The organism is Clostridium swellfunianum (assembly GCF_023656515.1).
In the GTDB taxonomy this organism is placed as follows: Bacteria; Bacillota; Clostridia; order Clostridiales; family Clostridiaceae; genus Clostridium_AT; species Clostridium_AT swellfunianum.
In genome coordinates this window covers 3297993-3311446 of the sequence record NZ_JAMOFV010000006.1, presented here as the reverse complement: position 1 = coordinate 3311446, position 13454 = coordinate 3297993, and the positions used below count along the sequence as shown (strand labels likewise).

Genomic DNA, 13454 nt, shown 5'->3' with positions numbered 1-13454 from the left:
TATGTATAAATTATTATTAACAAATTAATAAGCCTATACCTAAGCTGTCTTTTGCAAAATAAAACCTCTTCTACAAGAAGAGGCACGTATATAACGTATCACTTATCTTGCAAGCTTTATGCTGCGGAATTGGCACCTTAGTTATCTAACCGGTTGCCGGGCTTCACAGGGCCAAATCCCTCCACCTCTCTTGATAAGAGCAATTATTCTTATTAAATTCGAAAATATAATACCATAGCACAAAAAAACTGTCAATAAAATTTCTCTTTATATCTTCAATTTTCTACACAAAACTATAATTTGATAATACTTTCTAAAAATTATTACTTATTAAGTTTTATGCTTATGTCCTTTATTTTCTCAAATTCCTTATCGGATAGTCTATCTCTTAAAAGATTAACTGCATTCTTTGCATTGACATCGTTTATAAATTGAAGATATGTATTTATTTTTTCTTGATCTAAAGGTGACAATTTCTTAGATAGCGTACGTATTCGCTCCTTATCCTCAGCTGTAAGCTGGTATTGAGTCATAACCTTGAATACTGATACATCTTCATTATTTTTATTTTCGCTGTTGGACTTAGTTTCACTTTTACTCTTTGGTGCTTTAGCTATACTATTTAAATCTATAGGTGTTTGATCGTTTGCAGATTGTCGTATTTCTCTTTCTTCAAGGTATATTTTTTCAAGCTTGCTTTCCTTAGCTTTATCACTAACTTTCATAACAGTTAAAGGATAAAGCTTTCCTTCAGACTTCTTAACATTATTTTTATTTGTATTATTATTCACTGCAATTTCAGAGTTTTGCTTAACATCTTCATATATGACCTTGGGCTTTTTATTATTTTCTAATATTAATGCAATTTTACTATTTTTAGCACTATTTATAACTTGTCTTGCTTTTACTCTACCTATTTCAACCAAATCATATCCGCTTACATAAATCATAACAGAAACATAAATCAATGTGAAAACAATAATTATTATAGAACCTATTTTTTTACGCATGGAAATCCCTCCTATTAGGGTATTATTCCATTATTTATAAATTTTATTCAGTTTTTCTTATATTCCATGTACTTTCCACATATATATTATTAATAAGTTTATAACTGACGAATTAAACATAATAAGGAACTGAACAATTAATAATTGTTCAGAGCATAATAAGCAGGACAGGGAGGTTATTTCTTGAGCAAGATAAAAACACACTTTACAAATCCTTTAGCCTATTACGAAATTGCAAACTTTATAAAAGACTATATGGATGAGAATACAATTATAGTGTGCATTGGTACAGATAGATGTATTGGAGATTGCTTAGGTCCATTAGTTGGAACATTTTTAAAACAAAGTTTTTTCCCGTTTCCCGTGTTTGGAACAATATCAGAACCAATCCATGCCTTAAATATAGATAAAAGACTTAACGAGATTAAAAACGCTTATCCTAATGGAAATATCATCGGTATAGATGCTTGTCTAGGCGACAGTGACAGCATAGGTGAAATTCAAGCTAGAGATTATCCTATTCATCCCGGAAAGGGAGTTGGTAAATCCTTGCCTGATGTCGGCAAAGCTTCTCTTATTGGAATTGTAGACTCCAGCGAAAGCAGTGAATTATTTACCAATAGAAACATACGACTCGATTTAATTATGAAACTATCAAAAGTTATAACAGATGCAGTTATGCATGCTTATTACTTGTATAAGAGAGACAGCGAAAAAGTGCTTTAAAAAAGCTTAGGCTCTGCAGTACTGCAGAGCCTAAGCTTTTATCAGATTCAACTATCTGTCTATTAAAGCGACATCATAACCGTTACTTCTAAGGTCTATTTTGTCTATATAGTCAAGAACTAAGCCAGTTCCTAAGGCCACACAAGACACAGGATCCTCTGCCACTCTTACTGGCACTTTAGTAACTTCGGCTATTAGCTTGTCTAAGCCATTTAAAAGAGCGCCCCCACCAGTCATGATAATACCTTTATCAGCGATATCCGCTGCAAGTTCAGGTGGAGTTCTTTCCAATACTGAATGGGTACATTCAGCAATAGCATTTACAGTATCCTTTAAAGCTTCTCTCATTTCCTCTGAGGATACAATTATATTTTTGGGAAGACCTGATATTAGGTCTCTTCCTCTTATTTCCATAGTAACTTCTTTATCTCTCTTAAATGCTGAACCAATATTTATTTTTAAATCCTCGGAAGTTCTTTCACCAATCATTAATTTATGCTTTTTTCTAATGTATCTTATTATTGCTTCGTCAAACTTGTCTCCCGCCATCTTAATAGATGATCTCACAACTATTCCACCTAAAGAAATTACTGCAATATCAGTTGTACCTCCGCCTATATCTATTACCATGTTCCCACTTGCTTCGGTTATGTCAAGATTTGCACCTATGGCTGCAGCCAGCGGTTCTTCAATTAAAAAAACTTTTTTTGCTCCTGCATTAACAGCTGCGTCTCTAACAGCTCTTTTCTCAACTTCTGTTGCTTGACATGGTATACATATCATTACTCTAGGAGTTGAAATTCTTCTTTTACCACATGCTTTTCTGATAAAATGTTTAAGCATTGTCTCTGTAATATCATAATCTGATATAACCCCATCCCTAAGCGGTCTTATAGCCACTATATTTCCCGGGGTTCTTCCTATCATCTGTCTAGCTTCTTCACCAACAGCCCTAACCCTATTATTGCTCTTATCAATGGCAACTACAGAAGGTTCTTTGAGTATAACACCCTTGCCCTTAATATACACAAGTACTGTGGCTGTACCTAAGTCAATCCCCATATCCGTTCCTAAGCTAAAAAACATCCCTACATACACTCCTGCTCTTTTGTAATACTTTAAAACAAGCTGCAAATTTACTTGAAATTTCCACTATTTTAAGCTTTATAATCTAATTATAATAGGAATATTTTTATCCTTCAATAGCCTTGTACTTCATTTTAGTAGCTTTTCCACCTCTAATGTGTCTTTCTGCCTTATTTACATCCAAAATGCTCTTAGCTTCATCTGCTACTTGAGGATTTATTTTCGGTAACCTCTCTGTCATATCCTTGTGTATAGTGCTTTTACTTACTCCAAATACTTTGGCTGTTTTTCTAATTGTAGCTTTTGAATTAATAATGTAGTTTGCGACTTCAAGAACTCTTTCTTCAATGTAGTCTTTCAAAGTGCTACCTCCTTAACCCTTCTATATTTATAAATATGCATTTGTACTATGTTAAATTACTTTCATTAGCCATTTTCCGCTAATTATTTCGGAAAACGGCTAAATAAAAGTATTTAAAATTTATGGCTATTTGCAGAATATTGTTTTCTGCAATTTACAAGTATATTAGCCTGCCAATTATTTTGCTAATGTATATTTTACATATTTAGCTGGATCAACTTTGTTATTGTCATTGTTTACATCTTTGCCTTTTATTACTTCAAAGTGCAAATGGCTGCCATACTTTTCATATCCTGTTCTAAGAGTTGTATTACCAACCTTACCTATCTGTGTGTTTTTCTTTACTGACTGACCCTTTGAAACCTTGATTTCTTTATCCAAGTTAGCATATACTGTTGTAAGACCATTTTCGTGATATATAGCAACATAACTGCCATACTCGCCTTCGCCAACTTCTAATACTTTTCCATCAGCTGCTGCAACTACAGATTTACCAAGTTCAGCTTTAATATCCATTCCGAAGTTTGGTCTCCAAGAATCTGTTGAATCTGAGTAAACTGGATCTTCAGAGTAAGCTCTCGCAAGAGTCCCTTCAACAGGATTTATAAATTTGAAATCAACGCTTTTTGATACTGCTGCTGTACCAGTCTTTGGGACTGTTATTCCAGTATTGGCGTTAGCGCTTGTGTTAGGTTTAGGTGTTTCCTTAACCTGTAAAGCGTTTGGGTAGTCATTAGTTGGCTCCTCAGTTATTAATCCTGTGCCTGTAGTCTTTGAATCGTTAACTGCTGTTTCATTAACTACTGGTGGGTTCTTTGGTTTTGCTGTTCTTGATGTAACAGCTGCCACTGTAGCTACTACGCACAAGCATACAAATAGGATTACGTAGAAGCCTTCCTTTCTAAAAAAGTTTGACGTTTTGCTGAAAAATTTTTTGTTCATACAAACACCTCCTTTCTGTATTCTGTCCAGAGCTTGGCACTTAATACATTTTTTATATAATTTTATTTCTACATTTTTCCTTAACTTTTGACACATTATTTATTGATTACTATAAAAAACAAAGATATCCTTCAAATGGATATCTCTAAATTATCATTTTATATTTTCAATATTTTCTATTTTTACTCCCTGGTAATAATGAATGAGAATTCTATCATAGCTATTGCCTTCCTTAGCCATGATACTTGCCCCCCATTGACTCATGCCGACTCCATGACCGCTTCCTTTTGCTACTACCTGAATATTCTTAGAGCCATATACTATATCAAAGTTTGAGGACCGTAAGCCCAAAAGTTCTCTAAACTGCCTGCCTGTTATAGAAATACTTCCTACCTTCATATTTTTAACACTTCCCCCACCAGATGTCCTGTCAGTTATATTTACCTGACTTTTTAGTTTTTTGGGTGAAACATTTGCCTTTGGATACTTGTTATTAATAATACTACTCAGCTTATCATAGGTATATGTAGTTGTAGTTTGGAAATCCTTAACGTTCTTATCTCCCTCACTCTCAACACTTCTTAAATACGGCTTATCATAAGCAAAAACATCAACAGCATTCTCAGTTTTGCCGCTACTCATAGCAAAATAATAAGGATCCAACACTAGCTTACCTTCATAAGTTAAAACTTTCCCAGCGGTATCTTTAACAGCATCTGTTATTTTACTCCAATATATATCCGCTTCACTCTTATTCCAATCATTATATCTTTTTTCTTTATCCATGTAAGCTTGACAGTGAACAGTGTCACATATATCTGCGCCCTTACCTATAGAACATTTATTACCTCCAAATTCCGTCATATGTCCAAGTACATAAGTTCTTGCTGCAACAGCCTGAGCCTTCAAGGCCTCTACACCAAAGTTAGCAGGCATCTCTGCAGCCACCACTCCTCTTACATATTCCTCCAAAGGTATCTCAGCTATTTTATCCTGTTGAGACATGTAAATTTTCACTTTTATCTCACCGCTAGTCTTCTTTAATACTGCGTCATCACTGTTCTGTCTAAATTTTTGTGTGACACCATTATTATTATTTAAATAGCTTTCTTTATTACCTATTCCAACTATGAAAATAGACATAGCTATTACAAAGATAATGAAGATAATAAAAACTGCTGCTAACTTTTTAAACTGAAATTTCACATAAACTCTCTGCATAGTATTCCCCCTCTTTAGTTAAGAGTTTTGCGCATATTACAGTTTATTAGCGAATACTCCTTTATATTACCTTTAAAAGAATTAAAAGTTAGGATACGTTTTAATATTTTATGCCTTATAAAATTTTAAGAGCTGGCACACTATGTACCAGCTCACTAAAAAGCGTTAAGCCTCTATTCTTTTTATATCTGCTCCCAAGCCTTTAAACTTATTCTCTATATCAACATATCCTCTATCTATATGATATATATCGCTAATTACAGTTTCCCCTTCTGATGCTAGACCAGCTAGAATGAGCGCAGCACCAGCTCTTAAGTCTGTAGCCTTAACTTCTGAGCCTGTAAGCATATCTACACCTTCGACAACAGCACTGCGTCCATCAATCTTAATGTTTGCTCCCATCCTCTTCAATTCCTGTGCATGCATAAATCTATTCTCAAATATAGTTTCAGTAATAACACTTGTGCCCTTCACTGTGCATAGCAAACTCATCATTTGAGCCTGCATATCCGTTGGAAATCCCGGATATGGCATTGTTTTAATATCCACAGGCTTTAAAATCTTTGTACCGTCTACAATTATGCTGTCTTCTCCAAGTTCCAAAGAAACTCCCATCTCAGTAAGCTTAGCTATAATTGGCTTCAAATGTTCCTCATTAACCCCTACCACTTCAACTTTACTTCTAGTTATTGCTCCTGCAACCATAAAGGTACCTGCTTCAATTCTATCGCATATAGGTTTGTGTACAGTGCCCCTTAGGCTTTTTACCCCTGTAATTTTAATTGTATCTGTTCCAGCTCCTTCAATAATAGCTCCCATATTATTTAAAAACTTAGCTAAATCTTCAATTTCTGGTTCTTCTGCTGAGTTCTCAATAATTGTTTCACCATCAGCAAAAACCGCAGCCATCATAATATTTTCAGTAGCCCCTACTGAAGGAAAATCCAAATAAACTTTATTTCCTATAAGCCTATTTGCAACAGCTTCTACATAACCATGTCCTATACTTACCTCTGCACCTAAAGCTGTTAACCCTTTCAAGTGCAAATCTATTGGTCGTGTTCCAATGTTGCAGCCTCCTGGAAGAGAAATTTTAAATCTTCCAAACCTTGCAATCATGGGGCCCATGATCAAAAAAGACGCTCTCATTTTTCTAACTAATTCACTGGATGGTTCTCCATAACTAATATTGCTGGTATCAATCAATATTCTGCTGTTTTCCTTATCAATTACAGTTTCAGCTGATACACTTTTCAATACATCACTAATAACAAAAACATCCTCAAGCATTGGAGCATTTTCGATAACACATCTGCCTCCACTTAAAATGCTTCCTGCAATAATTGGAAGCACTGAGTTTTTTGCTGCACTTATTTTTATCTTGCCGCTAAGTTTACTTCCACCTTTTACCACTATCTTTTCCATTCATATCCCCCATTTCTTGATCACTAATATGTTGTAATAATTACAGGTGATCCAATTATAACGTAATCACCAGATGAATAACTGCATACAGCATAATTAAAATCCATCCATTTTCCGTTGTTCTTCATAACTGGATATTTTTTAGTATAAGCTACTGTGCTGTATCCATTGTCTATTTTTACAGTGTCGATATTTGAGACATTCTTTTGTTTTAAAAATTCAGCTATATCTTTATTTACTTTTGTTTTATCATCTTTATATATCTCAGCTTTTAAGTAATCAAAATACTTGATATCCTTATCAGCCTTTCCTAGTGCAATACCTACTTTATTTTTAAGTTCTGAAAGCTTATTTTCATTACTATACTGTACCACATTTAAAGTCACAACATTATGATTATCATAACTTGTGCTTTCTATGTAACCTTTTGTTTCATTATTAGTGAATTCAATTGAATAAACATTGTTATCTTTAAGTATATTTATATCAGAATTGCTAATATTAAGTTTTTCTAGTATGCTTAGGCAATATTCTTCTGGATCTTCTTTTGTTTCAGTACTTGCCTTCACACCAAACTCTTTAACCTTTCCCCCTGAAATATTTACTATATCATTAAAAAAATCTACATCTTTTGACCCTATTAGGTAGCTATTATTGAAATACCCAAATCCAATAACTATAAATATAAATAATATAATTGCTTTTGTTTTCATATTCTTATCCCCCTGCATAAATTGACTTCCTCTAGATTATGGACAAGAATTTTCAGTTTTATTCGATAAGTATATTATTAATATATAGTTTTCTTAAAAAAGTGTGAAAAAAAAGAAGGCCAAAGCCTTCTTGTTTCATAATACGAACACCGTTATTCTTTACTAGGTTTAAATTCCTGAACCCTTCCATTGTTATAACCAAAGCTATATAGTATAGCATCAACAATTCGCTCAGAAGCTTTACCATCTCCATAAGGGTTTACAGCCTTGCTCATAGACTCATATTCTGATAAATTCTTTATAAGCCTATTAGCATTTTGAATAATTTCAAACATATTTGTTCCAACAAGCTTAACAGTTCCAGAGTGTACAGCTTCTGGTCTTTCTGTTACATCTCTTAAAACAAGTACAGGTTTTCCAAGATGAGGGGCTTCTTCTTGAAGTCCACCTGAATCTGTCATAACCATAAAACACTTATTCATAAGATTGTGTGTTTCTTTAGTATCTAACGGTGGAAGAAGATGCACCCTTTGCACACCATCTAAGTAACTATATACTACATCCTTAACCACAGGATTTAAATGAACTAGATAAACTACTTCGACATCTTCATTTTCTGTAACAATTGTCTTTAAAGCCTTACAAATATTTTCAATTCCTTCTCCCCAGTTTTCTCTTCTATGAGCAGTTACTAGTATAATCTTCTTATTTTTGTAATCAATATTATTCAAAATTTTATTGTTGAATACATAATTACTTTCAACAGTAAAATCCATTGCATCTATAACCGTATTTCCTGTAACGAAAATATCATCTTCTTTTATGCCTTCTCTCAAAAGATTGCTCTTTGAACTTTCAGTTGGAGAAAAATGAAGATCAGCCACTGCCCCTGTAAGTTTTCTATTCATCTCCTCAGGGAATGGAAAGTATTTATCAAAGGTTCTAAGCCCAGCTTCTACATGCCCTACTTTTATTTGCTTGTAAAAAGCAGCAAGAGAACCTGCGAAGGTTGTAGTTGTATCGCCATGAACAAGTATTATATCTGGCTTCTCTATCTCAAAGATTTCTTCTAAGCCTTCTAAAACCCTGGTTGTAATTCCAGTTAAGCTTTGCTTTGTCTGCATAATATTCAAATCAAAATCAGGTTTAATATTAAAAAGTTCTAGAACCTGATCTAGCATCTGCCTATGCTGAGCAGTTACACACACCAAAGAGTTAATTTCCTCTCTCTTTTCTAATTCCTTTACTAGAGGAGCCATTTTTACAGCCTCAGGCCTAGTACCAAATATGGTTATAACCTTTATCTTTTGCATTACTATCCATCTCCTAATATGTTATTACTTATGTTTAAAGAAGCCTGCTTTCCAAGCGATAAACACTATTATAATTATTACTGATGACATTAAAAAATAAGAATTTACTGTGCTTATCTGCATGGCGATTATAGCAATTCCGCCAAGTATGGCACTAATAAAATACATTACTATAACTGCCTGTCTTTGAGTAAGTCCTAGGTCCAGCAGTCTATGATGAAGATGCCCTCTATCTCCCTGAGATATTGGTTTACCGTTCACCTTTCTTCTAATCATTGCAAACAGAGTATCATAAATTGGTAACCCAATTGCTAGGATAGGCACGGATATAGCAAAAGCTGCTGCCGACTTAATTGCACCTTCAATTGATATGGAAGCTAATAAAAAGCCTAATAATTGTGCACCTGTATCTCCCATAAAAATAGAAGCAGGATTAAAGTTATAGGGTAAAAATCCAAGTATAGCACCGCTTAGAATAGCTGTAAGTAATGCGGCTTCAATTCTTGAATTCAATACAGCTACCACAAATATAGTTATTGTAGAAATAAGTGCTACTCCCGCTGCTAATCCATCCAGCCCATCTATCAAATTTATTGCATTAGTAATTCCAACCACCCAAAGAAGAGTCAAAGGAATCCCAAACCAACTTATATCTACCATGCCGTCTACCCCTCCAAAAGGGTTAGTAAGAATATCAATTTTAACTCCATTTATAATTAAAATAATTGCAGCTGCAATTTGAAATATCAGTTTGGTTTTGGGTTTTAACTCCTTAATATCATCTAATATTCCACCAATTACGATTATTGTAGCACCTATAATTATTCCCAATTCTGAGTTTTTAACCATACCTTCCTTTAAAAAGATCGTTATTATAAAGGAAATATATATAGCCAAACCACCTAAACGTGGTATGGGTTTTTTATGTATTCTTCTTTCGTCCCTCGGAACATCTATAGCTTTAATCTTTACTGCAAGCTTTTTAACAAGCGGTGTTGCAGCTGCAGATAAAATCATAGATATCAAAACAAGCATATAATTATTCATAGCTTACCTTCCTATGTTTTTACTCTTGACCCCCCTTAGTACCCACCATTTCCGTACAAGGAATCATCATCATCTATCCATTGCTGAACTTGTATAATTCTGTAATAATCCTTTGTATCTCTTATAATAACCGATTCTATACCAGAATTTATAATAAGCCTTTTACACATAATGCAAGAGTTTGCGTCTTCAACAAATTCACCTGTTCGAGCATATTTACCTACAAGATATAGAGTCGCTCCTATCATATCCCTTCTCGAAGCGCTTATTATAGCATTTGCTTCAGAATGAACAGACCTGCATAATTCGTATTGAGTTCCTCTTGGAACATTCAGTTGTTCTCTTCTGCAAACTCCAATATCCGTACAATTTTTCCTCCCTCTTGGAGCACCTGTATAACCAGTTGAAATTATTTCATCATTCTTTACTATTATCGACCCATAGTTTCTTCTAAGGCATGTACCTCGCTCAAGAACTGTTTCTGCTATATCAAGATAATAGTTATGCTTATCTCTTCTTTCCATTCTTCATCCCCTCGTCAAATATATCTTCTATCATTATAAATGAAAATATATATAATTCAAAGTGTTTATTGTAATTAGCTTACTAATAGTGTCAATCGTAATTAAATCCTTCCTTTATCCTTAGACTGATTAAAGTTAAAGGAGAACCTTTTTATGGTTCTCCTTTAATAAATTCTTTCTAAATTATACTTATATTAAATAAATTCCATAGGAGTTTTTTATTATCACTTTAACAAATTTCAAAAGTTTTATTAAACAGTGGCTGCTATTTCATTACTATAATACCTTCTTCTGATACACACAAATCTAATGGGCTAATGTCTGCATCTTCCCATGCCTCATACAATTCTTGCTTTTTAGATGCATCTTTTATAAAAGCTACTCCACAATCTCCACCGCCTGCCCCTGAAGACTTGGCGCTTCCAAAATTTTCAGCTATCGAACAGAGATTTTTTAATTTTTCTGTTTCAATTAAAATGCCGGACTCTTCACCAAGTTTTTGAAGTACTTTTCTATTTTGAGATAAAGCTTTAATAGCTTCTATGCTTTCATTGCTTTTAAAGCTTTGGATTAATTGTTCTACTGCAATTAAGCTTGCTCTTAGAAAATCATTGTAAAGTGTAAGATTGTCTTCACGAAATTTATAAGCTTTTTGAATCATATGGCCTGTTGCTTCTGCATCTCTTGTCCAACCAACAGCCAATTGAAGAGAAACAGGTGGGGTTAATGTAACAATTGATAGGTTTGGCCAAGGCCTCTCGAGCATCTCTATTAGTTTTGTTCCTTTTTCAAGCTCATTTAATATCCATTTCGCACTAAAAGAACAATACTCAAGCCAACCGCCATAAACAGCGGCTGCAATATCTGCTCCAGATCCACTTCCCTGCGTTTTTACATGAGCAATAGCTGAAAGCTTAAAAATTTTATCACGATCAAGTTCTGATACGCAATCATGTAGAGATAACATAGCAGAAACAACTGATACCACAACTGCTGCACTTGAGCCAAGTCCATATTTCTTGCCCGTTAAAGGGTCATCAAGCTCACTTATAATTTCCAAATTAGAAGGTTGAAGCTTAATTGATTTTTCCTGTAAATATTGAGTGGCGACAGCTATAGAGTTTTGCACGAAGCTTAATCTTCCATTGGGTTCGCTGAATTTGACCTCTTCATTAACTATCCACCATTTAACATTTTCTACACTTAACTGTGGAAGTGAAAGTATATTTTGATTGCAGGATTTAATATAAGCTGTTACATAGCGATTTACTGCAATAACCACAGCCTTTTGATTTGGTTCTAGCACAGCATATTCACCAGCAACCATAAGCTTTCCTGGCACCTTTATTTTATACTCTGAATACATCATAGTCTTATATCCTCTCATAAAAATGAACAATCTAATATCATTTAGTTATTAAACTTTTATTGGCCAGCTAAGCTTTTAACAAGCCATGGAGCTGAATATAAGATCATGAATAAAACCCCATAATTAACCCCCATTCTATGCAACACACCAGAAACTATTCCAATTAGAAGAACACCTGCGATATTAATCCATCCAGCATCCATAAACCCAATCAGCAAAACTAAACTAAAAAACAGACCTAACAGCGCTTCATGAGGTATTCGCTTAAATACAAAGGTGCAGATTTGATTTGAATATTTTACTGTAACAAAATAAGTAATCGCTGAAGCAATGGTTGCTCCAATAATCGTCGCCCAAATAAAGTTCGAATCAGATAGTATATGATGCATATTATGCTGTAGTGTAAATACCGGCGGAGCATTAAACAACGGATTTGCAGGACCTAAAGACATTGGAGACAGTGGTATTCCCAATGCTATAAGAGGTATTAATGTGCCTGAAAAATAGGTTGCCTGAGCTAAAGCTTCCATTGATGAAACAGCAATCGAAGCCTTCTTCACCGGATCCTTTTCATGACTCGCAAACAGCTCACCTAAAAAGGTTGTCAGTCCAACAGGACTTAATATAAAAGTTACTGAGCCAATAAAAGAGGCCACTGCACTATAGCCAATCTCTTTCTTAGTCAAAATTTTAAAAGGATTGGGAAATTTTTTTATTCCTTCTGCCTTTCTTAAATAAATGTTTTTTTTGTTAAAACGTTCCATTTTATCTCTTTTTTCCTTATTTAGCAACTCAAATAGAATCAAAATAACAGGACCAATTGTGATTGCTAAAAAGAATGAAGTAAATACATTAGTTCCTTTTGGTACTATTCCAATGCCCCAATAAAGGTAACGAAGCCCTTGTATCAGCAAAGCAAAAGGTATTATTGCTGCAAGTGATACCCATTTGTTTTTTGACATCAATGCTAGCAAAATAGCTCCGATGAAAAATACAGGGTCTCCATACTGCCTAATAACATTAGCAAAGGGTACTAAGGCTTGAGCTAAAAATAGACTCACAGGTACTGAAACTAGTGTACCAATAATAGCTCCTGAAGCGATTTTTCTAATACTAGTATCTGTTAACCCATTCTTTTTTAAAACCATAGCATGTTCAACCATTGGAGTAGACATTACACCTGCAGGAATACCTGCTATAGAAACAGGCACTGCATCTATCATTTTGCAGGATACAATGGCTGAAATAAAGAAGGATAAAACTACAACAGGCTGCACACCTGATATGACTAGTACTAAGGTTATAGGTGCTATGGTTGCCGTTTCGTCGGCGCCTGGAGCTGCACCAATTATTGTATACATGATTGCAGCAATAACAGCTGCTAAAATCATCTGTAAAACTAAAGCAATACTCATATTAATTCTCCTTATTAATTTCTACAAATGTCCTTTTCGGCTTTACTAGAATGCTGCAAATCACAAATCCAACAATAGCACCAGTTAGCCCGAATAATAATGGTTTAGGCGGTTTATTCGGGGCAGCAAAATATCCTCCAAGAGTCGTTATACTGCACACAATAAGTGATATTAATAAATCCTTGATATTAACAAGGTCTTCCCACACTTCGATATTATTATTTAAAACCTCGCCTTTGGGCAAAGTTTCTATCGATTTATTCAAATTATTCATATACTCGACTCCTTTACTCAACTTGTTC

14 protein-coding genes and 1 riboswitch are annotated in these 13454 nt (G+C 34.3%); of the genes, 1 reads left to right on the top strand and 13 read right to left on the bottom strand.

All coding sequences use genetic code 11. The features are described from left to right. Window positions 1-99: 99 nt before the first annotated feature. Window positions 100-200, bottom strand: a riboswitch (SAM riboswitch). A gap of 123 nt (window positions 201-323) precedes the next feature. Continuing rightward, window positions 324-1010: a hypothetical protein gene (locus NBE98_RS15600; protein WP_250815939.1), complete on the bottom strand. Its 687-nt coding sequence runs from the start codon at window positions 1008-1010 to the stop codon at window positions 324-326. A 183-nt stretch (window positions 1011-1193) separates the two neighbouring features. Between NBE98_RS15600 and yyaC the strand changes: the two genes are divergently transcribed. Then, entirely contained in the window at window positions 1194-1736 is a 543-nt protein-coding gene (yyaC, locus tag NBE98_RS15595; protein WP_250815938.1) for a spore protease YyaC, read from the top strand. Window positions 1737-1787: 51 nt separating this feature from the next. Here yyaC and NBE98_RS15590 read toward each other — a convergent pair whose 3' ends face one another. The 12 genes from NBE98_RS15590 to NBE98_RS15535 all read right to left on the bottom strand — a co-directional run bounded on the left by NBE98_RS15590 (window position 1788) and on the right by NBE98_RS15535 (window position 13426). Beyond that, window positions 1788-2822, bottom strand: a complete 1035-nt coding sequence (locus tag NBE98_RS15590) for a rod shape-determining protein (protein ID WP_250815937.1) — start codon at window positions 2820-2822, stop codon at window positions 1788-1790. A gap of 106 nt (window positions 2823-2928) precedes the next feature. Then, window positions 2929-3183, bottom strand: a complete 255-nt coding sequence (gene spoIIID / locus NBE98_RS15585; protein ID WP_250815936.1) for a sporulation transcriptional regulator SpoIIID — start codon at window positions 3181-3183, stop codon at window positions 2929-2931. A gap of 177 nt (window positions 3184-3360) precedes the next feature. Further along, window positions 3361-4125: a M23 family metallopeptidase gene (locus NBE98_RS15580; RefSeq protein ID WP_250815935.1), complete on the bottom strand. Its 765-nt coding sequence runs from the start codon at window positions 4123-4125 to the stop codon at window positions 3361-3363. 153 nt (window positions 4126-4278) lie between these two features. After that, window positions 4279-5346, bottom strand: coding sequence for a stage II sporulation protein D (gene spoIID / locus NBE98_RS15575; RefSeq protein WP_250815934.1), 1068 nt, complete (start codon window positions 5344-5346; stop codon window positions 4279-4281). 165 nt (window positions 5347-5511) lie between these two features. Next, window positions 5512-6771 carry a UDP-N-acetylglucosamine 1-carboxyvinyltransferase gene (murA, locus tag NBE98_RS15570; RefSeq protein WP_250815933.1) on the bottom strand — a complete coding sequence of 420 codons (1260 nt, stop codon included), beginning with the start codon at window positions 6769-6771 and terminating at the stop codon, window positions 5512-5514. 23 nt (window positions 6772-6794) lie between these two features. Continuing rightward, on the bottom strand, window positions 6795-7484 hold the full coding sequence (locus tag NBE98_RS15565; protein ID WP_250815932.1) for a YwmB family TATA-box binding protein: 690 nt from the start codon (window positions 7482-7484) through the stop codon (window positions 6795-6797). Between the two features lie 152 nt (window positions 7485-7636). Continuing rightward, on the bottom strand, window positions 7637-8797 hold the full coding sequence (wecB, locus tag NBE98_RS15560) for a non-hydrolyzing UDP-N-acetylglucosamine 2-epimerase (protein ID WP_250815931.1): 1161 nt from the start codon (window positions 8795-8797) through the stop codon (window positions 7637-7639). A 24-nt stretch (window positions 8798-8821) separates the two neighbouring features. Continuing rightward, window positions 8822-9844 carry a glycosyltransferase family 4 protein gene (locus NBE98_RS15555; RefSeq protein ID WP_250815930.1) on the bottom strand — a complete coding sequence of 341 codons (1023 nt, stop codon included), beginning with the start codon at window positions 9842-9844 and terminating at the stop codon, window positions 8822-8824. Window positions 9845-9879: 35 nt separating this feature from the next. Then, complete coding sequence (locus tag NBE98_RS15550; RefSeq protein WP_250815929.1) at window positions 9880-10368, bottom strand: deoxycytidylate deaminase; 489 nt, start codon at window positions 10366-10368, stop codon at window positions 9880-9882. A gap of 265 nt (window positions 10369-10633) precedes the next feature. Beyond that, window positions 10634-11737 (bottom strand): phosphomevalonate kinase, encoded by a 1104-nt coding sequence (locus NBE98_RS15545; protein WP_250815928.1) that lies wholly within the window; start codon window positions 11735-11737, stop codon window positions 10634-10636. 56 nt (window positions 11738-11793) lie between these two features. Beyond that, window positions 11794-13152, bottom strand: a complete 1359-nt coding sequence (locus tag NBE98_RS15540) for a tripartite tricarboxylate transporter permease (protein ID WP_250815927.1) — start codon at window positions 13150-13152, stop codon at window positions 11794-11796. 1 nt (window position 13153) lies between these two features. Continuing rightward, the gene (locus NBE98_RS15535; protein ID WP_250815926.1) at window positions 13154-13426 is read right to left on the bottom strand and encodes a hypothetical protein; all 273 of its coding nucleotides are present in this window, start codon (window positions 13424-13426) and stop codon (window positions 13154-13156) included. Window positions 13427-13454: the final 28 nt, after the last annotated feature.

Coding starts and splice junctions, on each gene's coding strand:
- NBE98_RS15600 (WP_250815939.1), bottom strand. CDS start 1,010: ATGCGTAAAAAAATAGGTTCTATAATAATTATTGTTTTCACATTGATT.
- NBE98_RS15590 (WP_250815937.1), bottom strand. CDS start 2,822: ATGTTTTTTAGCTTAGGAACGGATATGGGGATTGACTTAGGTACAGCC.
- NBE98_RS15580 (WP_250815935.1), bottom strand. CDS start 4,125: ATGAACAAAAAATTTTTCAGCAAAACGTCAAACTTTTTTAGAAAGGAA.
- spoIID (WP_250815934.1), bottom strand. CDS start 5,346: ATGCAGAGAGTTTATGTGAAATTTCAGTTTAAAAAGTTAGCAGCAGTT.
- murA (WP_250815933.1), bottom strand. CDS start 6,771: ATGGAAAAGATAGTGGTAAAAGGTGGAAGTAAACTTAGCGGCAAGATA.
- NBE98_RS15565 (WP_250815932.1), bottom strand. CDS start 7,484: ATGAAAACAAAAGCAATTATATTATTTATATTTATAGTTATTGGATTT.
- wecB (WP_250815931.1), bottom strand. CDS start 8,797: ATGCAAAAGATAAAGGTTATAACCATATTTGGTACTAGGCCTGAGGCT.
- NBE98_RS15555 (WP_250815930.1), bottom strand. CDS start 9,844: ATGAATAATTATATGCTTGTTTTGATATCTATGATTTTATCTGCAGCT.
- NBE98_RS15550 (WP_250815929.1), bottom strand. CDS start 10,368: ATGGAAAGAAGAGATAAGCATAACTATTATCTTGATATAGCAGAAACA.
- NBE98_RS15545 (WP_250815928.1), bottom strand. CDS start 11,737: ATGATGTATTCAGAGTATAAAATAAAGGTGCCAGGAAAGCTTATGGTT.
- NBE98_RS15540 (WP_250815927.1), bottom strand. CDS start 13,152: ATGAGTATTGCTTTAGTTTTACAGATGATTTTAGCAGCTGTTATTGCT.
- NBE98_RS15535 (WP_250815926.1), bottom strand. CDS start 13,426: ATGAATAATTTGAATAAATCGATAGAAACTTTGCCCAAAGGCGAGGTT.